20 protein-coding genes are annotated in these 23431 nt (G+C 72.3%); 14 read left to right on the forward strand and 6 right to left on the reverse strand.

Annotated features, from left to right (window positions below):
• The first annotated feature begins 78 nt into the window (after positions 1 to 78).
• The gene (locus ACWDAK_RS07925) at positions 79 to 630 is read left to right on the forward strand and encodes a PadR family transcriptional regulator (RefSeq protein ID WP_344637060.1); all 552 of its coding nucleotides are present in this window, start codon (positions 79 to 81) and stop codon (positions 628 to 630) included.
• 26 nt (positions 631 to 656) lie between these two features.
• Positions 657 to 2357, forward strand: a complete 1701-nt coding sequence (locus ACWDAK_RS07930; protein WP_344637061.1) for an acyl-CoA dehydrogenase — start codon at positions 657 to 659, stop codon at positions 2355 to 2357.
• 88 nt (positions 2358 to 2445) lie between these two features.
• Here the strand turns inward: ACWDAK_RS07930 and ACWDAK_RS07935 are convergent, their stop codons facing one another.
• Positions 2446 to 2892, reverse strand: a complete 447-nt coding sequence (locus ACWDAK_RS07935; protein ID WP_427393229.1) for a DoxX family protein — start codon at positions 2890 to 2892, stop codon at positions 2446 to 2448.
• Positions 2893 to 3474: 582 nt separating this feature from the next.
• On the opposite strand from ACWDAK_RS07935, the gene hppD reads away from it, so the two are divergent.
• From hppD to ACWDAK_RS07970, 7 genes are all read left to right on the forward strand, one after another.
• On the forward strand, positions 3475 to 4611 hold the full coding sequence (gene hppD, locus ACWDAK_RS07940) for a 4-hydroxyphenylpyruvate dioxygenase (protein ID WP_427393271.1): 1137 nt from the start codon (positions 3475 to 3477) through the stop codon (positions 4609 to 4611).
• A gap of 27 nt (positions 4612 to 4638) precedes the next feature.
• The gene (locus tag ACWDAK_RS07945; RefSeq protein WP_344637064.1) at positions 4639 to 5841 is read left to right on the forward strand and encodes a homogentisate 1,2-dioxygenase; all 1203 of its coding nucleotides are present in this window, start codon (positions 4639 to 4641) and stop codon (positions 5839 to 5841) included.
• Positions 5838 to 6656 carry a hypothetical protein gene (locus tag ACWDAK_RS07950; RefSeq protein ID WP_344637065.1) on the forward strand — a complete coding sequence of 273 codons (819 nt, stop codon included), beginning with the start codon at positions 5838 to 5840 and terminating at the stop codon, positions 6654 to 6656. The genes ACWDAK_RS07945 and ACWDAK_RS07950 overlap by 4 nt, the downstream gene beginning before the upstream one ends.
• Positions 6653 to 7867: a fumarylacetoacetase gene (fahA, locus tag ACWDAK_RS07955; protein WP_344637066.1), complete on the forward strand. Its 1215-nt coding sequence runs from the start codon at positions 6653 to 6655 to the stop codon at positions 7865 to 7867. The genes ACWDAK_RS07950 and fahA overlap by 4 nt, the downstream gene beginning before the upstream one ends.
• A 164-nt stretch (positions 7868 to 8031) precedes the next feature.
• Positions 8032 to 8886: a polysaccharide deacetylase family protein gene (locus tag ACWDAK_RS07960; RefSeq protein ID WP_344637067.1), complete on the forward strand. Its 855-nt coding sequence runs from the start codon at positions 8032 to 8034 to the stop codon at positions 8884 to 8886.
• 204 nt (positions 8887 to 9090) lie between these two features.
• Positions 9091 to 10146 carry an enoyl-CoA hydratase/isomerase family protein gene (locus tag ACWDAK_RS07965; protein WP_427393228.1) on the forward strand — a complete coding sequence of 352 codons (1056 nt, stop codon included), beginning with the start codon at positions 9091 to 9093 and terminating at the stop codon, positions 10144 to 10146.
• A gap of 100 nt (positions 10147 to 10246) precedes the next feature.
• On the forward strand, positions 10247 to 11023 hold the full coding sequence (locus tag ACWDAK_RS07970; RefSeq protein WP_344637069.1) for an enoyl-CoA hydratase: 777 nt from the start codon (positions 10247 to 10249) through the stop codon (positions 11021 to 11023).
• A gap of 119 nt (positions 11024 to 11142) precedes the next feature.
• Here the strand turns inward: ACWDAK_RS07970 and ACWDAK_RS07975 are convergent, their stop codons facing one another.
• The gene (locus tag ACWDAK_RS07975) at positions 11143 to 12969 is read right to left on the reverse strand and encodes an NAD-binding protein (protein ID WP_344637070.1); all 1827 of its coding nucleotides are present in this window, start codon (positions 12967 to 12969) and stop codon (positions 11143 to 11145) included.
• A gap of 133 nt (positions 12970 to 13102) precedes the next feature.
• Positions 13103 to 13408, reverse strand: a complete 306-nt coding sequence (locus tag ACWDAK_RS07980) for an antibiotic biosynthesis monooxygenase family protein (protein ID WP_344637071.1) — start codon at positions 13406 to 13408, stop codon at positions 13103 to 13105.
• 168 nt (positions 13409 to 13576) lie between these two features.
• On the opposite strand from ACWDAK_RS07980, the gene ACWDAK_RS07985 reads away from it, so the two are divergent.
• Positions 13577 to 13834 carry a Prokaryotic metallothionein gene (locus ACWDAK_RS07985; protein ID WP_344637072.1) on the forward strand — a complete coding sequence of 86 codons (258 nt, stop codon included), beginning with the start codon at positions 13577 to 13579 and terminating at the stop codon, positions 13832 to 13834.
• A 160-nt stretch (positions 13835 to 13994) separates the two neighbouring features.
• Here the strand turns inward: ACWDAK_RS07985 and ACWDAK_RS07990 are convergent, their stop codons facing one another.
• A complete protein-coding gene (locus ACWDAK_RS07990; RefSeq protein ID WP_427393227.1) occupies positions 13995 to 14861 on the reverse strand; it encodes a cytochrome P450 in 867 nt (288 codons plus the stop codon).
• A 126-nt stretch (positions 14862 to 14987) separates the two neighbouring features.
• Between ACWDAK_RS07990 and ACWDAK_RS07995 the strand changes: the two genes are divergently transcribed.
• From ACWDAK_RS07995 to ACWDAK_RS08010, 4 genes are all read left to right on the forward strand, one after another.
• Positions 14988 to 15704, forward strand: a complete 717-nt coding sequence (locus ACWDAK_RS07995) for a maleylpyruvate isomerase family mycothiol-dependent enzyme (RefSeq protein WP_427393226.1) — start codon at positions 14988 to 14990, stop codon at positions 15702 to 15704.
• 346 nt (positions 15705 to 16050) lie between these two features.
• The gene (locus ACWDAK_RS08000) at positions 16051 to 16485 is read left to right on the forward strand and encodes a nucleoside deaminase (protein WP_344637121.1); all 435 of its coding nucleotides are present in this window, start codon (positions 16051 to 16053) and stop codon (positions 16483 to 16485) included.
• A 472-nt stretch (positions 16486 to 16957) separates the two neighbouring features.
• Positions 16958 to 18886, forward strand: coding sequence for a putative Ig domain-containing protein (locus ACWDAK_RS08005; RefSeq protein WP_427393270.1), 1929 nt, complete (start codon positions 16958 to 16960; stop codon positions 18884 to 18886).
• A gap of 61 nt (positions 18887 to 18947) precedes the next feature.
• Positions 18948 to 19502, forward strand: coding sequence for an AAA family ATPase (locus ACWDAK_RS08010; protein ID WP_427393225.1), 555 nt, complete (start codon positions 18948 to 18950; stop codon positions 19500 to 19502).
• A 71-nt stretch (positions 19503 to 19573) separates the two neighbouring features.
• On the opposite strand, the gene ACWDAK_RS08015 is transcribed toward ACWDAK_RS08010, so the two are convergent.
• Both ACWDAK_RS08015 and ACWDAK_RS08020 read right to left on the reverse strand, forming a co-directional pair.
• Positions 19574 to 21472, reverse strand: a complete 1899-nt coding sequence (locus ACWDAK_RS08015) for a hypothetical protein (protein ID WP_427393224.1) — start codon at positions 21470 to 21472, stop codon at positions 19574 to 19576.
• Positions 21473 to 21720: 248 nt separating this feature from the next.
• On the reverse strand, positions 21721 to 23211 hold the full coding sequence (locus ACWDAK_RS08020; protein ID WP_427393223.1) for a lipase maturation factor family protein: 1491 nt from the start codon (positions 23209 to 23211) through the stop codon (positions 21721 to 21723).
• Positions 23212 to 23431 lie beyond the last annotated feature (220 nt).

Here is a 23431-nt window from a genome sequence, read left to right on the forward strand (position 1 = left end):
CGGCGTGATTCGTGAGCTGCGTCTCACCGGGGCTGGGCACCATTGCCTATGCAACTCGTTGCATAGAAGGATGCGGGCATGGCACTGGAGCACGCGATCCTCGTCTCGCTGCTGGAGCAGCCCGGCTCGGGCTATGAGCTGGCCAGGCGCTTCGACCGCTCGATCGGGCGCTTCTGGACCGCCACCCATCAGCAGATCTACCGGGTACTGCGGCGGATGGAGACGGACGGCTGGGTCGCCGTGGAGGCGGTGGCCCAGGACGCCCGGCCGGACAAGAAGGTCTACTCGGTCGCCGCTCCCGGCCGCTCGGCGCTCGGCGCCTGGCTGCGCGAGCCGGTGGAGCCGGAGACCGTCCGCCACGAGCTGGCCGTGAAGATCCGTGCGGCCGCCTTCGAGGACCCGGGGGAACTGATCCCCGAGGTCGAGCGGCACCGGGAGAGCCATGCGGCCCTGCTGGCCCGCTATCTGACCGGCGAGCAGCGGGACTTCCCCGACCCGTCCGCGCTCGACGCCCAGCAGCAGCTCCAGCACGTGGTGCTGCGCGGCGGCATCGAGTACGAGCGGATGACCCTCGCCTGGCTGGACGACGTCCTCGCCACCCTGCACCGCCTGCACCGCCACACCGACTGAACCCTCGACTCCCAGGGACTCACACCATGCTGTTCAACCCGCGCACGTACGACCCCGCGCAGTTCGACGACACCACCCGCCGCCTGCTGCGCGCGACCGTGGACTGGTTCGAGTCGCGCGGCAAGAAGGCGCTGATCGACACCTACATCGACCGCGCCTGGTACGGGGACTTCCTCGAGTTCGCCGCCAAGGAGGGGCTGTTCGCGGAGTTCCTGACGCCGTCCTCGGCGGACGGCACCAAGCGCTGGGACACTGCTCGGATCGCGGAGCTGAACGAGATCCTGGGCTTCTACGGCCTGGGCTACTGGTACACCTGGCAGGTCACCATCCTGGGCCTGGGACCGGTCTGGCAGAGCGAGAACGAGGCCGTCCGCGCGCGTGCGGCGAAGCTTCTGTCGGAGGGTCACGTGATGGCCTTCGGTCTCTCCGAGCGCACCCACGGCGCCGACATCTACTCGACCGACATGATCCTCACCCCGGACGGCGAGGGCGGCTTCACCGCGACCGGTTCCAAGTACTACATCGGCAACGGCAACGTGGCCGGCCTGGTCTCGGTCTTCGGCCGCCGCTCGGACGTGGAGGGACCCCAGGGGTACGTCTTCTTCGCCGCCGACAGCCGGCACGAGGCGTACCACCTGGTCAAGAACGTGGTGAACGCGCAGATGTACGTCAGCGAGTTCCGCCTGGAGAACTACCCGGTGCGGGCCGAGGACGTCCTGCACACCGGCAAGGCCGCCTTCGACGCCGCCCTGAACACCGTCAACGTCGGCAAGTTCAACCTGTGCACGGCCTCCATCGGCATCTGCGAGCACGCGATGTACGAGGCCGTGACCCACGCCCACAACCGCGTGCTGTACGGCCGGAAGGTCACCGAGTTCCCGCACGTGCGCCGGGAGTTGACCGACGCGTACACCCGCCTGGTGGCGATGAAGCTGTTCAGCGACCGCGCGGTGGACTACTTCCGTTCCGCCTCGGCCGAGGACCGCAGGTACCTGCTGTTCAACCCGATGACCAAGATGAAGGTCACCACCGAGGGCGAGAAGGTCATCGACCTGATGTGGGACGTCATCGCGGCCAAGGGCTTCGAGGCGGACACCTACTTCGACAAGGCCGCCCGCGACATCCGGGGCCTGCCGAAGCTCGAGGGCACCGTCCACGTCAACCTGGCCCTGATCCTCAAGTTCATGGCCAACTACCTGTTCAACCCGGCCGAGTACCCGGCGGTGCCGACCCGGCTGGACGCCGCCGACGACACCTTCCTGTTCCAGCAGGGCCCGGCCCGCGGCCTGGGCGCGATCCGCTTCCACGACTGGCGCACCGCCTACGACGCGCACGCGCACATCCCGAACGTCGCCCGCTTCCGCGAGCAGGCGGACGGCCTGTGCACGCTGCTCGCCACCCACGCGCCGGACGCCGCCCAGCAGCAGGACCTGGACTTCCTGCTGGAGATCGGCCAGCTGTTCGCACTGGTGGTCTACGGCCACCTGGTGCTGGAGCAGGCCGAGTTGACCGGGGTCGACGACGACCTGCTCGACGGCATCTTCGACTTCCTGGTCCGCGACTTCTCCGCCCACGCCACCGAGCTGCACGGCAAGAGCTCCACCACCGAGGCGCAGGCCGCCTGGGCGCTCGCCCACGTCCGCCGTCCGGTCGCGGACCCCGAGCGCGCCGAGCGGATCTGGCAGACGGTCGCCGCGCTCAGCGGCACCTACGAGATGCAGCCGTAGCCGGACGCGGTCGTAACCGCGCCCGGAGGCCCACGGCCGGTCCCCGAATCACCGCAGGCCCCGGGGACCGGCCGCGCTCGTTGCCCGCTCAGTCCACCGGCACGGCGGCTCCCGCCGGGCGCCCGGCCGGGTGCGGGCGGAGGTGGTCCACGGCGAGGCTGCCGGGGCCGGTCACGGCGATGGCCAGGAAGGCCCAGCAGAACAGCGCCGCCGGTTCACCGCCGTTCTCGATCGGCCACAACGCATGCTCCTGGTGCACGCTGAAGTAGGCGTACGCCATGGAACCCGAGCAGAGCAGCGCCGCGGACCGGGTACCCAGCCCCAGCAGCACCAGCACCCCGCCGACCAGCTGGATCAACGCGGCCCACCAACCCGGCCACTGGCCGACCGGGACGGCCCTGCCGTGCGCACCGCCCAGCACTCCGAAAAGGCTCGCGGCGCCGTGGCAGGTGAAGAGCAGGGCGATGACGACGCGGAACAGCGCCAGGGTGTACGGCCTGGCACGGTCGGCCAGGGCGCGGGGATCGAAGGACATCGAGTTCTCCTCGGTCGGCGGCCGACCGGACGACCGGCACGGGCATCGGACGGACCCGGCAGCGGCCCACTCCGGTACCGGCGCGTATGAACGCACTGCGTGACGTACCGCTCGCCTGCAGCCAGCGGCATCGCTTGACGTGCTGCGCTCAATTCTGACGGTGCCTCACCACATCGAGCCAGGCCCGCACCCTATGAGGTTCCTCAGAATCCCGGCGACCCCGCCGGCTCCAGTCCCGGCCCCGATGACCGAGAGCACTCCCCCGCCCGCCGCCGTACCGTGGAAACGGGCCGGGGAGCCGATATCGCACGCCGGTAGCGGAGGGCAAGGCTCAGCCGATTCACTAGGCAATCTGCCCAGTGAGAACCGCGATCCCCTACTCATCTTGCACAGATTGATCAGCCGGAAATCCCACTGTTGCCCACCGGCCCGGGCGGGAGCAAGCTCTGCGCACAACCGCAGGCACCCACTCCCCCTGACCTGCGGAAGCCTCAACGTGGAGGAACACCGATGACCGCCAACGCCGTTGAACTCACTCCCGAGGAACTGGACGCAGGCCTCGACGCGGAGCAGCTGCGCCGCCTGGTGGGGCTGGTCGAGCACGACTCGGCCGGCGACCCGTTCCCGGTCATCGCGCAGGACGCGATCGTCTTCGTGGTCGGCAACGCCACCCAGACGGCCCACTACTACCAGGCCGTCTTCGGCATGGACCTGGTCGCCTACTCGGGCCCGGAGACCGGCCGCCGGGACCGCAAGTCGTTCGTGCTGCGCTCCGGCTCGTGCCGCTTCGTGATCGAGGGCGGCGTCGCCCCGGACAGCCCGCTGCTGGACCACCACCGCCGGCACGGCGACGGCGTGGTCGACCTGGCGCTGGAGGTGCCGGACGTCGACAAGTGCATCGAGCACGCCCGGGCCCAGGGCGCGAAGATCCTGGAGGAGCCGAACAACGTCTCCGACGAGCACGGCACCGTCCGGCGCGCCGCCATCGCCACCTACGGCGAGACCCGGCACACCCTGGTCGACCGCTCCCAGTACCACGGCCCCTACCTGCCGGGCTACGTCGCCGCCGAGACCAAGGTGACCCGTCCCGAGGGCGCCCCCCGTCGGCTGTTCCAGGCGCTGGACCACGCGGTCGGCAACGTCGAACTCGGCAGGATGGACGAGTGGGTCGCCTTCTACAACCGGGTCATGGGCTTCGTGAACATGGCCGAGTTCGTCGGCGACGACATCGCCACCGAGTACTCCGCCCTGATGAGCAAGGTGGTCGCCAGCGGCAACCACCGGGTGAAGTTCCCGCTGAACGAGCCCGCCATCGCCAAGAAGAAGTCGCAGATCGACGAGTACCTGGAGTTCTACGGCGGCCCCGGCTGCCAGCACCTGGCGCTCGCCACCAACGACATCCTGACCACGGTGGACGTGCTGCGCGCCAACGGCGTGGAGTTCCTCGCCACCCCCGACTCCTACTACGACGACCCGGAGCTGCGCACCCGGATCGGCAAGGTGCGGGTCCCGGTCGAGGAGCTCAAGAAGCGCCACATCCTGGTCGACCGCGACGAGGACGGCTACCTGCTGCAGATCTTCACCAAGCCGCAGGGCGACCGGCCGACGGTGTTCTTCGAGTTCATCGAGCGGCATGGATCGTTGGGCTTCGGGAAGGGCAACTTCAAGGCGCTCTTCGAGTCCCTGGAGCGTGAGCAGGACAAGCGCGGCAACCTCTGAGCCGCGGCACCCGAGGGAGATCCGACCATGGCGCACTACCGGCAGCTGGGCAACATCCCGCGCAAGCGGCACACCCAGCACCGCACCCCCGACGGCGGGCTGTACTACGAGGAGCTGATGGGCGAGGAGGGGTTCTTCTCGGACTCCTCGCTGCTCTACCACAAGGGCATCCCCTCGGCGATGGTGGACGCCGTCCCGTGGGAGCTGCCCGACCTCGCCACCACCCCGAACCTGCCGCTCAAACCCCGGCACCTGAAGCTGCACGAACTGTTCCCGGGCGAGGAGTGGAAGAACACCGACGCCGTCACCGGGCGCCGCCTGGTCCTCGGCAACGGCGACGTGCGGATCGGGTACGTGGCCGCCGGTGCGCCGAGCGCGCTCTACCGCAACGGGCTGGGCGACGAGTGCGTCTACGTGGAGTCGGGCACGGCCACGGTGGAGACGGTCTTCGGCTCGCTGAAGGTCGGCCAGGGCGACTACGTGATCATCCCTCGGGCCACCACCCACCGCTGGGTGCCGACGGGCGACGGCCCGCTGCGGGCGTACTGCATCGAGGCCAACAGCCACATCACCCCGGCCCGGCGCTTCCTCTCCAAGTACGGCCAGCTCCTCGAGCACGCGCCGTACTGCGAGCGCGACCTGCGCGGTCCCGTCGGCCCGCTGCTGGTCGAGGGGACGGACGTGGAGGTGCTGGTCAAGCACCGCGGCCCGAACGGGGTGGGCGGCACCCGGTACGTGCTGCCGCACCACCCGTTCGACGTGGTGGGCTGGGACGGCTGCCTCTACCCGTACGCGTTCAACATCGGCGACTACGAGCCGATCACCGGGCGGATCCACCAGCCGCCGCCGGCCCACCAGGTCTTCGAGGGCAACAACTTCGTGATCTGCAACTTCGTACCGCGCAAGGTGGACTACCACCCGTTGTCCATCCCGGTGCCGTACTACCACTCCAACGTGGACAGCGACGAGGTCATGTTCTACTGCGGCGGCGACTACGAGGCCCGCAAGGGCTCGGGGATAGGGCAGGGCTCGATCTCGCTGCACCCCGGCGGGCACACCCACGGACCGCAGCCGGGCGCGTACGAGCGCAGCATCGGCGCGGAGTTCTTCGACGAACTCGCGGTGATGGTGGACACCTTCCGCCCGCTGGAGCTCGGCGAGGGCGCCACCGCGAGCGAGGACCCGGGCTACGCCTGGACCTGGTCGGGCGGACGGGGGCCGGCCCGGTGACCGCCGTTCCCGCGCTGTTCCGGGGGCTGTTCGACGACGCGGCGGTCTTCCCGCCGGGGGACATGCCGCTGCCCGAGGCGGTGCCCGCCCACCGGGCGCACCGGGCCGCGTGGTACGCCGAGGCGGTCGGCCCGTTCCTCTGCGGAGCGGGCCGGCTGGCCGAGTTGACCGCGCTGGACCTGTCCGGGGTACCGGTCGTACTGGTGCTGCCCAGCGGGGTCGCCCAGCTCGGGCCGGCCCTGGCGGCCCGCCCCTCGGAGGTGGACCTGGTGTCGGTCGAGGTGGCGGCGACCACACCCGTCCGGGAGGTGGTGGCCGCTCTCGACGGGCAACTGCCCGAGGGGGTCACGGCGGCGGTCGAGATCCCGCGCGACGGCGGCGGCCTGGCGCGGTCGCTGGACGCGCTGGCCGGGACGCCGTACCGGGCGAAGTTCCGCACCGGCGGGCTGAGCTCCGAGGCGTTCCCCACCGAGGCCGAGCTGGCGGCCTTCGTCACCGGCTGCGCCGAGCGAGGGCTGCCGTACAAGTGCACGGCGGGGCTGCACAACGCCGTCCGGCACACCGATCCGGCCACCGGCTTCGAGCACCACGGCTTCCTGAACGTGCTGCTGGCGGCCGGGGAGCCGGAGCGGGCCGGCGAGCTGCTCGCGGAACGTTCGGGCAAGGCACTCGCCTCCGCCGCCACTGATCTGACGGCTGTTCAGATCGCCCGGATCCGCGGTTCGTTCACCGCCTTCGGCACCTGCAGTATCGTCGAGCCGCTCGCGGACCTGGCCGAACTCGGCCTGCTGGAAACCCCTTTGGAGAACCGTTGACCACCACCTGGCTCGCCGTGCCGCAGGACTCGCCGTTCGGCCCGGCCAACCTGCCGTACGGCGTCTTCACGGCGCCCGACCAGCCGGGCCGGCGCCGGATCGGCGTCGCCATCGGCGAGTTCGTACTGGACCTGGGTGCCGCCGCCCGCGCCGTGGGCGAGCCGTCGGTGCTGCTGGACGCCGACTCGCTCAACCCGCTGCTGGCGGCGGGCCGTCCGGTCTGGACCCAGGTCCGTGCCGCACTGACCCGCTGGCTCGGCGACGAGTCCTACCGCTCCGCGCTAAGCCCCTGCCTGCTGGAGCGCGACGGGGTCGAACTGCACCTGCCGTTCGAGGTCGCCGACTACGTCGACTTCTACGCCTCCGAGCACCACGCGAGCAACCTCGGCCGGATCTTCCGCCCGGGTTCCGAGCCGCTCACCCCCAACTGGAAGCACCTGCCGATCGGTTACCACGGCCGTGCGGGCACGGTGGTGGTCTCCGGCACGCCGGTGGTCCGGCCGCACGGCCAGCGCAAGGCGCCCGCCGACCCGCTGCCGTCGTTCGGGCCGTCCCGGCGGCTGGACATCGAGGCCGAGGTCGGCTTCGTGGTCGGCGCCGGCACCGAACTGGGCCGGTCCGTCCCGCTGGAGGCGTTCCGCGAGCACGTCTTCGGCGTGGTGCTGGTGAACGACTGGTCCGCGCGGGACATCCAGGCCTGGGAGTACGTGCCGCTCGGCCCGTTCCTCGGCAAGTCCTTCGCCACTTCGCTCTCGCCGTGGGTGGTACCGCTCGACGCCCTGGAGCACGCCAGGGTGGCGCCGCCGGCCCGCGACGTCGAACCGCTCCCGTACCTGGACGACCGGGAGGCCGAGCCCTGGGGCCTGGACCTCGCCCTGGAGGTACGGCTGAACGGGCACCTGATCTCCCGGCCGCCGTTCGCCACGATGTACTGGACGGCGGCGCAGCAGCTCGCCCACCTGACGGTCAACGGCGCCTCGCTGCGGCCCGGCGACCTGTTCGCCTCCGGCACCGTCAGTGGCCCCGAGGTCGACAGCCGGGGCGCCCTGATCGAGCTCACCTGGAACGGCGAGAACCCGGTCAAGCTCCCGGACGGCACCACCCGCACCTTCCTGGAGGACGGTGACGAGGTCACCATCACGGCCACCGCTCCGGGCCCCGACGGCACCCGCATCGGCTTCGGCGAGGTCACCGGCCGGGTCGTCCCGTAGCACGGCGGGATCCGGGCACGGGGGACCGTGCCCGGATCCCGGTGACCGCGCCGAGGTCGCAGGTGGTCTCCGCCCTGTGGCGGTGCTGCGCCAGGTGGTTGACGGCACGGACGGCCGGGGCGGGTCGAACGGACTTCCGTGACGGGGCGCTTGATACTGCGGCGATGAACGATCGTCAGGATCACGTGCCAAGACGCCTGCTGCTGGTGGCCGGTGGAATGACCCTGCTCGCCGCCTGCGGAGCGGCCGAGGACCGCGCCGGTTCCCAGACCCCCGCTCCGGCCACGGGTGCCGCCTCGGCCGGCCCGGTGGCGAAGAGCGGTCCGAGCACCAGGGCCACGCCGGATCCCTCGGCCCCCGCCGTCCACCCGGTCGCCACGGCGAAGGAGCCCGAGCACCACGTCCACGCCGGCGACATGGCGGTGGCCCTGACCTTCGACGACGGACCGAGCCCCACCTACACCCCGCAGGTGCTCTCCATCCTGCACCAGTACAACGTCACCGCGACGTTCTTCATGATCGGCACCAATATCGAGCGGCACCCGGAGGTGCTGCGCCAGGTGCTCGCGGCCGGGCACCTGGTGGGTAACCACACCTGGTCCCATCCCGACCTCCGGGCCCTGGACCCGGCCAAGGTCCGGGAGGAGATCGAACGCACCGGCGACATCATCACCCGGGTCGGCCGAGGCGCTCCCCCGATCCTGTTCCGGGCGCCCTACGGCAACTTCACCGGCACCGCGATGGCCGTCAGCGCGTCCCTCGGGATGCACCCGGTGGCCTGGTCGGTCGACCCCAGGGACTGGTCCAGGCCGGGCGCCCAGGCCATCGTCGACGGGGTGCTCGGCGCGGTCAGGACCGAGGCGATCGTGCTCAACCACGACGGTGCGCTGCTCGATCCGGGCCAGACCGAGGTCGGCGGCCCCGCCGACCGCTCGGAGACCGTCGCCGCCCTCCGCACCTACCTCCCCCGCCTGATCGACGCCGGGTACGAGTTCACCGTCCCCGACCCGGCCCGCTGACGGCCCCGCACGGCGCCCGGCTCCGGCCGGACGGGGCGCACCGTCATGCCCGCGATGCCGGCGGGCCAGGCGACCGCGGGAAGCGGCCGCACCGGGACGCACGCCCGAGTACCGTGTCCGTGGATCTTGCACTGCACAGCCACCCCGCACAGTGATCCTGCCAACTCAGTGATCCTGCCCGGACAGCGAGGAGACGGACGAGCCATGACGACGGACGCAAGCGACCTGACCCTGCACACCGACGGCCGCGCCGCCCGAATCGTGCTCAACCGGCCGCGCGCCCTCAACGCGCTCACCCACGGGATGCTGCTGCGGATCCACGAGGCCCTGGACGCCTGGGCCGCGGACGAGGGCGTCGCCACCGTCGTGCTGACCGGCACGGGTGAGCGCGGTCTGTGCGCCGGCGCGGACATCCGCGCCCTGCACGATGACGCCAAGCTCGGCGGCGCCCGCGCCCGACGGTTCTTCCGGGACGAGTACCTGCTGAACCTCGCCATAGCCCGCTACGCCAAGCCCTATGTCGCGGTGATGGACGGCATCACCATGGGCGGCGGCGTCGGCCTCTCCGCGCACGGCGCCGTGCGGGTGGTCACCGAACGCTCCCAGGTGGCCATGCCGGAGACCAGGATCGGGCTGGTCCCGGATGTCGGCGGGAGCCACCTGCTCGCCCACGCCCCCGGCGAGCTCGGCACCCACTTCGCCCTGACCGCCGCCTCCATGGGCCCCGGCGACGCGATCCTGCTCGGCTTCGCGGACACCTTCGTCCCCGCCCGCTCACTGACCGCCTTCACCGGCGCGCTGGCCACGGGCGACGCCGCCGAGACGGTCCGCGAGTTCGCCACCGAGGCCCCGGCCGCCGAGATCGCCGCCCAGCGGGAGTGGATCGACACCTGCTACGCGGCCGACACCGTGGAGGAGATCCTGGACCGGCTGCTCGGCTGCGGCGTGGTGGAGGCCAAGGAGGCCGCCGAGCAGATCCGGGCCAAGTCCCCGACCGCGCTCAAGGTGACGCTGGCGGCGCTGCGCCGGGCCCGTACGCACACCACGCTGGCCCAGACCCTGGAGCAGGAGTACCGGGTCTCCTGCGCCGCCCTCGACACCCATGACCTGGTCGAGGGCATCCGCGCCCAGGTGGTCGACAAGGACCGCAACCCGCGTTGGTCCCCCGCCGCGCTCTCCCAGGTCACCCCGGACGAGGTCGCCCGGTTCTTCGCGCCGCAGCCGGACGGCGGTCTGGGCCTGGCCGCCGGGCTCGGGTGACCATCGTCTCGCCTGGCGAGACTGGCGCCGGACGGCCTCGGTCCGGGATTGTTGCCTCGTCAGGGCGTACGCCGCCGAACAGCAGTGGGAGTCAGAGTCGATGACCGAGTACGAGACGATCCTGGTGGAGCGCAGGGGCCGGGTCGGGCTGATCACGCTCAACCGGCCGAAGGCGCTGAACGCGCTGAACACCCGGCTGATGACCGAGGTGGTCGCGGCCGCCAAGGACTTCGACCGCGATCCGGAGATCGGCTGTCTGGTGATCACCGGCTCGGAGAAGGCCTTCGCGGCCGGTGCCGACATCAAGGAGATGCAGGACAACCGCTTCCCCGAAGTCTACCTGGACGACTGGCTCGGCCCCTGGGACGAGCTCGGCCGGCTGCGCAAGCCGGTGGTGGCCGCCGTGGCCGGCTACGCGCTGGGCGGCGGCTGCGAGCTGGCGATGCTCTGCGACATCCTGCTCGCCGCCGACACCGCGCAGTTCGGCCAGCCGGAGATCAAGCTGGGCGTCATCCCCGGTATCGGCGGCTCGCAGCGGCTCACCAGGGCGATCGGCAAGGCCAAGGCGATGGAACTCTGCCTCACCGGGCGGATGATGGGCGCCGAGGAGGCCGAGCGGGCCGGCCTGGTCTCCCGGATCGTCCCGGCCGCCGACCTGCTCACCGAGGCGCTGGCCACCGCCGAGAAGGTCGCCGCGATGTCGGCCCCGGCGGCCGTGATGATGAAGGAGAGCGTGAACCGGGCCTTCGAGACCACCCTCGCCGAGGGTGTCCGCTTCGAGCGCCGCCTCTTCCACGCCGCCTTCGCCACCGCCGACCAGAAGGAGGGCATGGCCGCCTTCGCCGAGAAGCGCAAGCCGTCCTTCCAGAACCGGTAGTCCCGCCGCGGGCAGCGACGGGAGACCGGGCGCGGGGAACCCTGCACCGCCGTGGTGTGCGGCCGGGCGGTTCCCCGCGCCCCGGCGTCGCGTGTCCGGAAAGGACCGCCGGACAGGCCCTACGGGTTCGCCGCCTGCTCCTGGGGCGTCTCCGACGGGACCAGGGCGTTGATCCGGGCCAGGCCGGCCCGGGTGGCGGCGACCACGATGTGGTCACCGGGGAGCAGCTTCCTCGCCCGGTCTGCGAAGTTCCACTGGTAGTCCTCGGGGCGCCTGGCCAGTCGTACGGCGATCACCCGGACCCCGCCCGGGTCCTCGATGTCGTGCAGGTTCCGGCCGGCCAGCGCGTTGCCCTCCTCGGCGGCGAGCTCGGCTATCAGCAGCACATGCCGGTAGACCGAGAGGGTTCCCAGTACGTCCCGGCCCATCAGCGAGGCGGCGAAGGCCGGCGCGGAGAGGTAGGAGACCGAGCGGGAGGCCACGTTGCCCAGGGTCGCGTAGACGTGGCGGGCGAAGTCGTCGTCGAAGAGCCGGACCACGATCCGCACCTCGTGGCGGACCGCCCGGGCCTCCAGTGCCGCCTCCAGGTTGGTCGCGTCGTCGCTGGTCACCGCGACCACCGCCCGACTGAACCTGACCCGGGCGCGCCGCAGTTGGCTCTCCAACGGGCCTTCGCCGACCACCACCGGGATGCCCAGCGCCCGGGCCGCCGCGATACCCCTGGCCTGCGGATCCCGCTCGATGCCGACCACCGGCACCCCCGCCTCCCGGACCAGGGTCGCCACCCGGGTGCCGACGTTGCCGAGGCCGACCACGATGACGTGGTCCCGGGTGCCCGCGCCGGGCGCCCTCGGCAGGCCGCGCCGTCCGGTGGAGAGGGCGTCCACCACGATCGCGGTGAGCACCGGGACGAAGGTGATCCCGCAGAAGGTGATGACCACCTGGGCCGCCCGCTGCCAGAGCGCCCCCTGCTCCACCGTGCCCGGCTGGTCCGGCTGCGCGGCGCCCGCCATGTCCAGCAGGGTGAAGTAGAACGCCCAGGCCAGGCTTCCGTTGAAGTACCAGATCACCATCGCGCCGACCAGCACCGCCACCATGGCGGTGATCAGTACCAGGCGCAGCCGGGCACTGGTGAAGAACCGCAGAGTGTCCAACACCCCCCAGCGCAGCCTGGTGAACCACCCGATGGCCAGCGGCGGTTCGCTGGTGAGCGCCTGCAGTGCGGCGATCCCGCCGGCGTCCGGCCGCGCGCCGGGGCCCGCGCTCGACCCCAGTTCGATCGGGCCCTCCTCGCCGAACCTCCGGGCCAGCGCGATGAACTCGGCCGCCCGGCCGCCGGCGTCCGGCAGCAGCCGCAGCCGCTCCAGGTCCTGCCGGTCGATCCGGTCCGCCACCACGCAGATCTGGTTGGCGCGGATGTCGTCGTCGTACGCGACGTACAGGTAACGGTCGCCCACCCGCACCGAGTTGGGCCGCCCGAGCGCGCCGGCGGCGAAGGCTGGTGCCGCGGTGGCCGAACCGGAGAGCGCCGAGCCGTTGTCCAGAAGGTGCTCGATGTGTTCGCCGAGCCGCTGGTTGAACATCCGTAAGACCACCCGGATTCCGGGGTTCCGGCCCTGCGCGTTCAGCGCGGCGTGGATGTTCTCCTGGTCCGAGGCGTCCACCAGGGCGATCCCGCGGGCGGTCTCCAACTGGGCCGCGCGCAGCGCCTCACCGGTGATGGTGGCGTGCTCCAGTACGGCCGCGACGCCCGGCAGTTGCAGGATGTTCGGGCCGTGATCCCGGGTGAGGTCCGGGACCACAGCCACCACCGGGACGTCGTACTGCTCGATGAGTTCACGGATCAGCCGGTGTGCGAGCGCGTTCCCGCCGCAGACCACGTAGTGGCCCGTGAACGACTCGCCCGCCGGCTCGACCGGAGGGTTCCCCCGTACTTCTTGAGTCATCGTCGGAGTGTACTGATCCGTGCCGACATCCGGGTGAGCGGCGGATGACCGGCCGGGCTCCTCCGGGCGGGCGGCGCGCTCCTCTCCTCCCGTGTCCTCCGTGTCCCCGTACAGCACCGTCCTCCGGGCGGTCTCAGTCGGGTCCGACCGGGATGAAGTGGGAGACGGTCGGCGGGTGCCGCAGGAAGCCGAACTCGCCTTCGGCCCAGACCGGGCGGATCCGCCACATCGGCCCAGCGTAGGCGCGGACCGCCGCCTCGTCCCGCCAGCGGGTGATCACCAGGATCCGGTGGTCGGTGTCGGTCGCGGACCGCATCAGCTCGGCACCCCCGAAGCCGTCGGCCCGGTCCAGCCCCGAGAGCACCTCGGTGACGAGCTTGGCGCAGAACTCGTCGGCTCGCTCCGGCGTGACCTGCGCCTCCCAGATTCTGACGATCATGGCTGCCTCCTCGCGAGGGGTGCTCCCAATTATCCGCGCGCGGACCGGTTCGGATATCCGTTCGGCCGCGCGCCGATTGCCGGTTCCCCGGACCCGCCAGAGACTCAAAGACGCCCGGCCGGGCCCGGCCCGGGAACCGAACCAAGACAGGGAAGGGGACACTCCCCCATGGCGGTCTGCGACACGTGCAACAACGACTACTGGCTGGCCTTCGAGATCCGGACGGTCACCGGCGACAGCTACACGTTCGACAGCTTCGAGTGCGCCATGGAGAAGCTGGCGCCCCGCTGCGAGTACTGCCAGGTGCGGATCATCGGGCACGGGGTCGAGGTCTCGGGCAAGTTCTTCTGCTGCGCCAACTGCGCCCGCCGCGACGGCGGCCTGGGCGAGCAGGTCCGGGACGCGGTCGGCACCCACCCCGCCTGAGCCGCACGAGCCGGCCGCGCTGAGCGGGTCCACCGCGTTCCTCACCGGGGAGCCCGCGGCCGCGCCGTCCGGTCCTCGGCACCCGCCGCCGGGCCGGACGGGCTCGCGCCCCGGCCGCTTCGGACCCGCCCCCGGCCCGGGCCGGCCGCACCGAGCCGGGTCAGCGGGCGGGCGGGGTGAAGGTGAAGCCCAGTGACCTGACCCGGTTGTCGAAGCTGGAGGGGATCAGCTCGGGTTCGCCGACCGAGCGGAGGCCGGGCAGGCGGGTGTAGAGCTCGCGCAGCAGCACCTTCATCTCCTGGCGCGCCAGATAGGCGCCGAGACAGAAGTGCGGACCGCCGCCGCCGAATCCGAGGTGCGGGTTGGGCGAGCGGGTGACGTCGAAGGTGTCCGGATCGGTGAAGACCGCCTCGTCGCGGTTGGCCGAGCCGAAGAAGAGCACCACCTTCTCATCCCTGGCCAGCTCCGCGCCGCCGAGCCGGTGGTCGGCCGCCAGGGTGCGGCGGAACTGGATGATCGGCGTCGCGTACCGGACGATCTCCTCGACCGCGCCGCCGAGGTGGCGGTCGAGGTCGGAGAGCAGCAGTTCGCGCTGATCGGGGTGAACGGTCAGCAGGTGCAGCCCGTGGGCGAGCGCGTTGCGGGTGGTCTCGATGATCAGGCGGGGCGTGAAGGCCCGGGAGACGATCCGACGCAGGTCCGCGTGGCGGGGGTCGTCCAGGTTGACCATGGAGTCGCCGAACAGCGCGCGGACCCAGCGCGCCGGTTCGGGGGTGGTGACCCCGGGGGCGCTGACGAAGATCTCGGGCGTACGGCTGGCGGTGACCACGTCGGCGTGCCTGACCAGGGCGTGGAAACCCCGACCGGTCCGCGGGTCGGTGCAGAAAGGCGGCCGCTCCAGGGCGCGCAGCCGGGTGAAGGCGGCGGCCCGCTCCTGGGCGGGCAGACTCCAGAACTCCGGATGGGCGGGGTTGCCGCCGACGGGTGGGCGGCCGGTGTCCGAGGCATTGCCCGCCAGTGCGCTCATGCGGCAGTTATCGTTCAGTTATCACTGAATGTCAAACTGCCCGTTTATTTGTGATTTTTGATATCGGATCACATTCCGAGGGATGGTGTGGCCCCCTCTTCGACCGGTTCGATAGCGTCTGGTCCCGTGAACCGAACCGACTACATCCACGCACTCCGCCGCGACGGCGCCCGCCTGGCCGAGGCCGCCGCCGGCAACCTCCGCTCGGCCGTCCCCAGCTGCCCGGAGTGGACGGTCGCCGATCTGGTCTGGCACACCGGCGAGGTGTACATCTTCTGGACCATGATCGCCGACGGCGAGATCGCCGGCTTCGACGACTACGTCGAGCCCGAGCGCCCGGCCGAGGACGAACTGCTCGCCTGGTTCGCCGGGACCCTCGAGCGGTGCGCGGCAGTCCTGGAGCGGCTCGACCCCGAGCTGCCCCGCTGGACCTGGTCCGACCGTCAGGACGCCGGATTCATCCAGCGCCGGATGGCCCAGGAGACCGCCGTCCACGCCTGGGACGCGCTGGCCGCCGTCGGCCGCGACGAGCCGGTCGAGCGCGAGCTGGCGGTGGACGGCGTGGCCGAGTTCCTGGCCCACTTCGGCTCCACCCCGCCGGCCGGCCTCCCCGAGGAGGGGCTGCACCTGCACGCCACGGACGGACCCGGTGAGTGGTCCGTCCGCGCGGTGGACGGCGCCTGGCAGGTGCGTGAGGAGCACGGCACGGGCGCCGCCGCCGTCCGGGGCACCGCCTCCGACCTGCTGCTCCTGCTCTGGCAGCGCCGCGCTCCCGAGCAGTTGGAGACCTTCGGTGACCCGGATGCGCTGAAGCTGTTCCTGGGCGCCTTCCGCCGGGGCTGACCCCAGGGCCCGGTCGGGCGACACGGCGGTCCGCTCACCCTTCGGACTGACGGATGACCGGGTGACCTCACGGTCGTCCGCCAGCAACGGGCCGACTCGAGGGGGACCGGGATCCGTCCCGGGAGTGACGCCCCGCGCTCCTGGCCGGCCGTCCGCGACTTCGCCGCGCACCTCCGGTGGCGCGGCTGTCGCCGCGGAGCAGGATGGTGGGCCCCGAACGCCTGCCCCCGCTCCGTTTCGACGCCCGATCCGCCCCACCGGGCCGTCCGCTTGGGATACCGTCCAAGCGGACGACCCCACAACCGGCGGCGGACACGGGCGAGGTGCGGCAGTGGATCCACAGCAGATGCTGGCGGTCGCGGTCGAGGAGGCCAGGGCCGGGCTCGCCGAGGGCGGCATCCCGATCGGGGCGGCACTGTTCGGGCCGGACGGGGAGTTGCTCGGCCGCGGCCGCAACCGCCGGGTCCAGGACGGCGATCCGTCCATGCACGCCGAGACCGCGGCCTTCCGCGCGGCGGGCCGGCTGCGCGACTACGGCCGCACCACGATGGTCACCACGCTCTCGCCGTGCTGGTACTGCTCCGGCCTGGTGAGGCAGTTCGGGATCGGCCGGGTGGTGATCGGCGAGTCCCGCACCTTCACCGGCGGCCACGACTGGCTGGCCCGGCACGGCGTACGGATCACCCTCCTGGACGACCCGGACTGCGTCCGTCTGATGACCGACTTCATCGCCGCCCGTCCCGAGCTCTGGGCCGAGGACATCGGCGAGCCACCCGCCTGACCAGCGACTTCACCGACGGGCGACGGCACGTGCCGCAGGCATGCGCCAGCTCCGCTATGCCGCAGGGCAATTGATGGACAAGCGGCGGTAAAGGCTGCGCGCCCGGCCTTGTCCCCGACCGCAACCCGTCAGTAACGTCATGGCCGCGCCATCCTGGTGCAGCCGTGCGCGATCCGCCCGCCGGCCCGCCGGATGGTGTGTCCAACGGCTGCCCTCGGCACCGGAGTTCCAAACTCCCGTACCGCGCAGCATTCGTACAGCGCAACTCCCGTACCGCGCGAAGACGTCGGCACGCGGCCATCAGCCGCGGCCGCTCAGCACATGCCGAGCACCGTCAACACGGGCACGAGCCCCGGCTGCGACCCAGGCCGGCCGCGCCCTCGCCCCCACGGAGGGTCCACCCTTGCGCTTCCACTCCCCCACCGGTCCGCGCCTGCCGCGACCGCGCAGACTTCTCGCCGCCCTGCCGGCCATGGCGATGGCCGCCACCGGGCTGCTCGGGCTCGCCGCCCCGAGTGCGACCGCGACCACGAGCACACCGGCCTCGGCCGTCCACACCAAGCGGCTGTGCGCGGCCCCGAGCCACCCCGGCGAGATGGCCTGTCTCGCCCTGGCCCGCACCGACATCAAGTCCGTGCGGAGCCTGGCGCCGAACGCGACGCCCTCCGGCTACGGCCCGAGCGACCTCGCCTCCGCCTACAACCTCCCGTCCTCCGCGGGATCGGGTGCCACGGTCGCCATCGTCGACGCCCAGGACGACCCCAACGCCGAGTCGGACCTGGCGGCCTACCGCTCGCAGTACAACCTGCCCGCCTGCACCACCGCCAACGGCTGCTTCAAGAAGGTCGACCAGAACGGCGGCAGCAACTACCCGACCGCCGACTCCGGCTGGGCCGGCGAGATCTCGCTCGACGTCGACATGGTCAGCGCGATCTGCCCCAACTGCCACATCCTGCTGGTCGAGGCCAACAGCGCGAACATGAGCGACCTCGGCGCGGCGGTCAACGAGGCGGTCGCGCTCGGCGCGAAGTACGTCTCCAACAGCTACGGCGGCTCGGAGGACTCCACCGACCCGAGCTCCGACAGCAGCTACTTCAACCACCCCGGCGTCGCCATCACCGTCTCCTCCGGCGACTCCGGGTACGGCGTGGAGTACCCGGCGGCCTCGCAGTACGTGACCTCGGTCGGCGGCACCAGCCTCAGCCGCGCCTCCAACGCCCGCGGCTGGAGCGAGAGCGTCTGGGGCAGCAGCTCCGGCGGCGAGGGCGCGGGCTCCGGCTGCTCGGCCTACGACCCCAAGCCTTCCTGGCAGAGCGACAGCGGCTGCTCGATGCGCACCGTCGCGGACGTCTCCGCGGTCGCCGACCCGGCCACCGGCCTGGCGGTCTACCAGACCTACGGCGGCAGCGGCTGGGCGGTCTACGGCGGCACCAGCGCCTCCTCCCCGATCATCGCGAGCGTGTACGCGCTGGCCGGCACCCCCGCCGCCGGCAGCTCCCCGGCCTCGTACCCGTACTCGCACACCGGCTCGCTCAACGACGTGACCAGCGGCGCCAACGGCAGCTGCTCCCCGTCCTACCTCTGCACGGCGGGCACCGGCTACGACGGCCCGACCGGCCTCGGCACCCCGAACGGCACCGCCGCCTTCACCTCCGGCGGCAGCACCGGTGGCAACACCGTGACGGTCGGCAACCCCGGCAACCAGACCACCGCGCAGGGCGGTTCGGTCAGCCTGCAGGTGTCGGCGCATGACTCGGCCCCCGGCCAGACCCTCGGCTACAGCGCGAGCGGGCTGCCCGCCGGACTGTCCATCGACTCCGCCACCGGCCTGATCACCGGTACCGCGAGCACGGCGGGCAGCTACAACGTGACCGTCACCGCGACCGACTCCACCAACGCCAGCGGCTCGGCGAGCTTCACCTGGACGGTCACCGGCTCCTCCGGCGGCTGCACCGGCGCCCAGCTGCTCGGCAACTCCGGCTTCGAGACCGGCAGCGCCTCGCCCTGGACCGCCACCGCCGGCGTCATCGACAACTCCGGCAGTGAGCCCGCCCACTCCGGCAGCTGGAAGGCCTGGCTGGACGGCTACGGCTCCACCCACACCGACACCCTCGCGCAGACCGTGAACATCCCGGCGGGCTGCAAGGCCACCCTCAGCTTCTGGCTGCACATCGACACCGCCGAGACCGGCAGCACCGCGTACGACAAGCTGACCGTCCAGGCCAACTCGACCACGCTGGCCAGCTACTCCAACACCAACGCGTCCGCCGGCTACGTCCAGAAGACCTTCGACCTGTCCTCGTTCGCCGGAAAGTCGGTGACCGTCAAGTTCACCGGCACCGAGGACTCCTCGCTGCAGACCAGCTTCGTCATCGACGACACCGCGCTCAACGTCTCCTGACCCGAAGCCGGTTGAGGGGCCGCGGCCAGAGGGCCGCGGCCTCTTGCGCTATGGTCCGATCATGCTCACGGTACTGGTGAACGGACTGCCCGGCGCGGGCAAGACCACGCTCGCCCGGTCGCTGGCACGGGAGTTGGGACTTCCGCTGTTCAGCAAGGACTCCGTCAAGGAGACCCTGGCCGACGCGCTGGCCCCGGTGCGCCCCGCGGGCTGCGATGCCCGCGAGTGGAGCCGGGCCCTCGGTGCGGCCTCGGCCGACACCCTGTGGACGCTACTGGCGGACGCCCGGGGGCAGGCCGTGCTGGAGAGCCCGTTCCTGGCGCACCTGCGGCCGTTCGTCCGCGCCGGGCTGCGGCGCGCCGGGGTGAGCGAGCCGGACCGGGTGCACGAGGTGTGGTGCGACGTGCCGCCGGCGGTCGCCCGGCGCCGGTTCGCCGAACGCACCCCCGAACGGCATCCCATCCACCCCGAGGCCGGCGGCCAGGACGGCGACTGGGACCTGTGGGTGCGCGGCGCCGAACCGCTCGCCCTCGGACCCGTCCACCGGGTGGACACCACCGGGCCGGTCGACGTCCCGGCCCTCGCCGCGCGGCTCAGGGCCGTCGCACGGGCGTAGCACGAGGGGCGGCCGGTTCCGGCGCTCGGTGAGCGGTGGAACCGGCCGCCCCTTCGGCGGTTGTCCGGGCGTCAGCCGCGGACTTCGGCGACGGCCGCGCCGAGCGCCTCCTTGATCCGGGGGCCGAGGCGGGTGAAACCGAGCTCCTTCATGGCCGCGCGGAGAAGATCGTCGTCGGTGCGCTCGACACCGTCGCTGTCGATCCAGCGGACCAGGGAACGCAGTTCGGTGGACGAGTAGGCGGTGATCGGCTGCCCCGCGGTGAGCGAGGGCTTCCTCGGGCGACGGACCCGCTTGGGGCGGTCCGACTCGGGGGCGGGCTCGGGCTTGGCTGCGGCCTCGGTCACGGGCTCCCCGGCCTCGGCGACGGGAGCGGAGGCGGACACAGCCGACGGTTCCGGCGCGGGCTCGGGCGTGGGCGCGGCCTTGGCCTCGGCCACCGGCTCCGAGGTGGCCTCGGGCTCCACCATCGCTTCGGCCTCGACGGCCGGCTCCGCCTCGGGCTCGACCACGGCCTCGGGCCGGTGCTCTGCCTCGACCTCGACCTCCGCGACCGGCTCGGTCTCGGACTCAGTCCCGGCCTCCGCGACGGCCTCGGCCCCACACTCGCCCTCAACCTCGGCCACGGGCTCGGGTTCGGGTTCGGGCGCCACGGCCTCCGCCGCCCCCTCGGTTTCGGTCCCGGGCTCGGTCGCGGCCTCGGCCGGCTCCGCAGCGGCTGCGACCTCGACCACGGCCTCGGTCTCCGCGGCCTCCTCGGCCACGACCTCAATCCGTTCGGTCTCCGTCCGAGCCTCTGCCGCCGCCTCGACCTCAGCCGCGGCCACGGGCACGGGCACGGGCACGGGCTCGGCCTGGGTCTCGGGCGCAGCCTCGACCGCTTCCGCCTCGATCACGGTCTCCGGCCGCGCCGCCGGAATCTCCACCAGCTCGGCAACCGGCGCCTCCGGAGCGGCCGGCGTCAGCTCCGCGCCGGGGTCGACCTCCGTGCGCGGACCGGCCGCGAGCACCTGACGGGCCGCCTCGACGCCACCGTCGGCGGTGTCGGCCGCGTCGCTGCGGCGGTCGTAGGCGGCGATGGCGGCCTCGCGGTCGGCCTGGCGTTCCGCCAGCTCCTCGAGGAGGTCCGCGAGCCCGGCCTCGTCCAGCTCAGCACGGAGCGCGCGCAGCGTCGGCAGCCGGTAGAGGGTGCCCTCGTCGGCGGCCAGGCGGTCGATGAGGTCGGCCAGCTCGCCCAGCGGGGCCTTCTCCAGATCGCGTCCGGGCAGCAGCCGGCCGAGCGCGCGGACCGCGTCGGTGAGCGCCTCCACCGCCTGCGCGGCCTCGGTGCAGCGGGTCGCGTCGGCCGGCACGACCGGACGCACCTTGCCGGCGGCGGGCGCGGCGCCCGCAAGGGCCGTCCAATCGGCGCGCTCGGCCGCCGCCGCGGCCAGCGCCTCGTGCAGGTCGGCCCGCCGGGTGCGGCCGCCCGCGGCCAGCTGCCTGGCCTCGGCGCGCAGGGCCCGACGCCGGCCCCAGGAGAGCTTGACGCCCTGTTCCTTGCGCCAGCGGGAGCCCGCGGTCGCGGCCGTGAGCGCCGCCAGGTCGGCGGCGTACGCCTCGGGCCGGAGCTTGGCCGAGGTGCCCTGTACCCGCCGCAGGATGTCGACGACCAGGCCGAGGGCGATGACGCTGTCGGGCTCGCCCAGGCCGCCGGGGGCGACCAGCTCGGTGACGGCGGCTCGGACGGCCGGCACGTCCCGGCTGCGCAGCTCGGCGAGGACGGTGGAGGCGGCGCGGGCGTCCTCGGGGCTGCCGATGGCATCGCCGGCCGCGTACCAGGGGTGGGTGTCGGCGTTCAGGGTGAAGCCGCCGAGTTCGGCGTACCTGCCGATGGCCTCGCGCGGCCCCGGCTGGGCCTCGGTGTCGGTGGTGGCCGCCGGTTCGTCCGCCGGCGCGGGCTCGGTGTCGCTCTCGTAACGCACAGTCATGGTGATGTCCGGTTCGTGGCAGGGCAGTCAGGGACGGGACGGGCATCGTCCGGCGGCGCGGGCGGTGGGAGTGCGGTGCCCGGCGCGGGCGACCAGGATACGGGTGGGCGTTCGAGGCATGCACGCACCCGGCCCGCTGGGACCTGAGGCGACACACCCCGTTGGCGCACCGAGTCGGCCGCGGCCGCCGGTTCGGGCTCCCGCAGGCTCAGGCCGACCGGCAATAGGGCCCGCGGGGCCTCGTGGGCTCACGGCTCCCCCGGCGCCGGCCGGCGCCGGGTCGGGTCCGTCGTGTGCGGAACCAGGAATGCCAGATCACGGTAGGTCACGGGAGGAAAGTACTCGCGGACTGGCGTGCGCTCCCACCACGCGCCGGTGGTGCGCAGTGTGCGCCAGTCGGTGAACCGGTAGCGGTAGAGCAGCGCGCGTACGTAGTGCGGGGGTTCGTCCGGGAACGGGTTGCGCCGCAGCAGCCGGAGGGTGTCGGGGTCGTTGACCAGCAGCCGGGCGATGAAGGCGCCGAACCAGGGCCGCCCGTACACGGGCGAGATCGCGGCGAACCACATCAGCCAGTCCAGCCGAAGATGGTACGGCGCGAACTGGTGTGGCAGGCGCCGCAGCTCACCCGGTTTGCCCTTGAAGGCGTACTCGCTCCACTTCACGCCGGGTCCTAGCTCCGATGCACTGGTGCCCTGGACCACCACCTCGAAGCGGATCCGGTTGATCGAGCCGAAGGCCCCGTAGGCGTTGACGAGATGGAACCGGTTGTATGAGCGGTTCATCAGCTGGCGGCGGGACACCAGATTGCGGGCCGGCCAGTAACTGAGGGCGGCGAAGAGCACCGTCACGGCGAGCACCAGGAGTTGGAACCAGAGCGGGGCGGGGTGCGGCACGGGCGGCGCGGGCACCGGCAGCAGCCGGGCGATCGTGGAGGTGTCGACGGCGGAGAGCGCGAGGGCGATGGTCAGCCAGTTGAGCCAGGCGAAGTTGCCGGAGGCGATCAGCCACAGCTGGGTGACCGTGATCAGCAGTGCCGCGGCGCTGGCGATCGGCTGGGGCAGGAAGAGGCAGACGGGGACGACGAGTTGGACGAAGTGGTTGGCCGCCACCTCGGCCTTGTGCAGCGGCCCGGGCAGATGGTGGAAGAACCAGCTGAGCGGTCCCGGCATCGGCTGCGTCTCGTGGTGGTAGTTCAGGCAGGTCAGGTCGCGCCAGCACTGGTCGCCGCGCACCTTGATCAGCCCGGCCCCGAACTCGACCCGGAACAGCAGCCAGCGCAGCAGCCACAGGACGGGCACCGGGGACGCGACGCGGGCGTTGCCGAGGAAGGCCGCCAGGAAGCCGGACTCCAGCAGCAGCGACTCCCAGCCGAAGGCGTACCAGGTCTGCCCGACGTTGACGATCGACAGGTAGAGCACCCAGAGCAGCAGCCAGCCGGCCATCGCCGCGCCGAGCGGGACCATATCGGCGGCGCCGGCCAGGACGGCCGCGGCGAGCGCGGCACCGCTCCAGCAGACGGCGGCGAACGTGCGGTCGGAGTAGTGGAGATGGAACAGGCTGGGTGAACGGTCCATCGGGATCCGGGCGGTGAAGCGCGGTACCGGCAGCATGCCCCGCTCGCCGATCAGCGCGCGGAACTGGCTGACGGCGGCCAGGAAGCCGATCAGGAAGAGGGCGGCGACCAGCCGTTGGAAGACCAGCCGCCCGAGCCAGTACTCGGGTGCCGCGAACCACTCCACGCCGGCTGCTCCTCCCACGCCTTCCGGGGGTCATGCCTACCACCCGGCGGTGGCGGGGCGGGCTGCGGCGAGCGGCCGGCGGCGCCGGGTTCAACCAGTCGGCGCACCCGGCGCACGGCCCTCTCCGAACTCCCGGGCCGAGCGCCGGATGCCCCTCCCGATGAGGGTGGGGGCCTGGACGGGACGGCATACCCCCTCGCGTCCGCCGCCCCGGCTGTGA

The organism is Kitasatospora sp. NPDC001175 (genome assembly GCF_053598215.1).

What these genes read in the sequence shown, in the direction of transcription:
- ACWDAK_RS07925 (WP_344637060.1), top strand. Translation starts at nt 79, where the DNA reads ATGGCACTGGAGCACGCGATCCTCGTCTCGCTGCTGGAGCAGCCCGGC.
- ACWDAK_RS07930 (WP_344637061.1), top strand. Translation starts at nt 657, where the DNA reads ATGCTGTTCAACCCGCGCACGTACGACCCCGCGCAGTTCGACGACACC.
- ACWDAK_RS07935 (WP_427393229.1), bottom strand. Translation starts at nt 2,892, where the DNA reads ATGTCCTTCGATCCCCGCGCCCTGGCCGACCGTGCCAGGCCGTACACC.
- ACWDAK_RS07945 (WP_344637064.1), top strand. Translation starts at nt 4,639, where the DNA reads ATGGCGCACTACCGGCAGCTGGGCAACATCCCGCGCAAGCGGCACACC.
- ACWDAK_RS07960 (WP_344637067.1), top strand. Translation starts at nt 8,032, where the DNA reads ATGAACGATCGTCAGGATCACGTGCCAAGACGCCTGCTGCTGGTGGCC.
- ACWDAK_RS07965 (WP_427393228.1), top strand. Translation starts at nt 9,091, where the DNA reads ATGACGACGGACGCAAGCGACCTGACCCTGCACACCGACGGCCGCGCC.
- ACWDAK_RS07970 (WP_344637069.1), top strand. Translation starts at nt 10,247, where the DNA reads ATGACCGAGTACGAGACGATCCTGGTGGAGCGCAGGGGCCGGGTCGGG.
- ACWDAK_RS07975 (WP_344637070.1), bottom strand. Translation starts at nt 12,969, where the DNA reads ATGACTCAAGAAGTACGGGGGAACCCTCCGGTCGAGCCGGCGGGCGAG.
- ACWDAK_RS07980 (WP_344637071.1), bottom strand. Translation starts at nt 13,408, where the DNA reads ATGATCGTCAGAATCTGGGAGGCGCAGGTCACGCCGGAGCGAGCCGAC.
- ACWDAK_RS07985 (WP_344637072.1), top strand. Translation starts at nt 13,577, where the DNA reads ATGGCGGTCTGCGACACGTGCAACAACGACTACTGGCTGGCCTTCGAG.
- ACWDAK_RS07990 (WP_427393227.1), bottom strand. Translation starts at nt 14,861, where the DNA reads ATGAGCGCACTGGCGGGCAATGCCTCGGACACCGGCCGCCCACCCGTC.
- ACWDAK_RS08000 (WP_344637121.1), top strand. Translation starts at nt 16,051, where the DNA reads ATGCTGGCGGTCGCGGTCGAGGAGGCCAGGGCCGGGCTCGCCGAGGGC.
- ACWDAK_RS08005 (WP_427393270.1), top strand. Translation starts at nt 16,958, where the DNA reads ATGGCGATGGCCGCCACCGGGCTGCTCGGGCTCGCCGCCCCGAGTGCG.
- ACWDAK_RS08010 (WP_427393225.1), top strand. Translation starts at nt 18,948, where the DNA reads ATGCTCACGGTACTGGTGAACGGACTGCCCGGCGCGGGCAAGACCACG.
- ACWDAK_RS08015 (WP_427393224.1), bottom strand. Translation starts at nt 21,472, where the DNA reads ATGACTGTGCGTTACGAGAGCGACACCGAGCCCGCGCCGGCGGACGAA.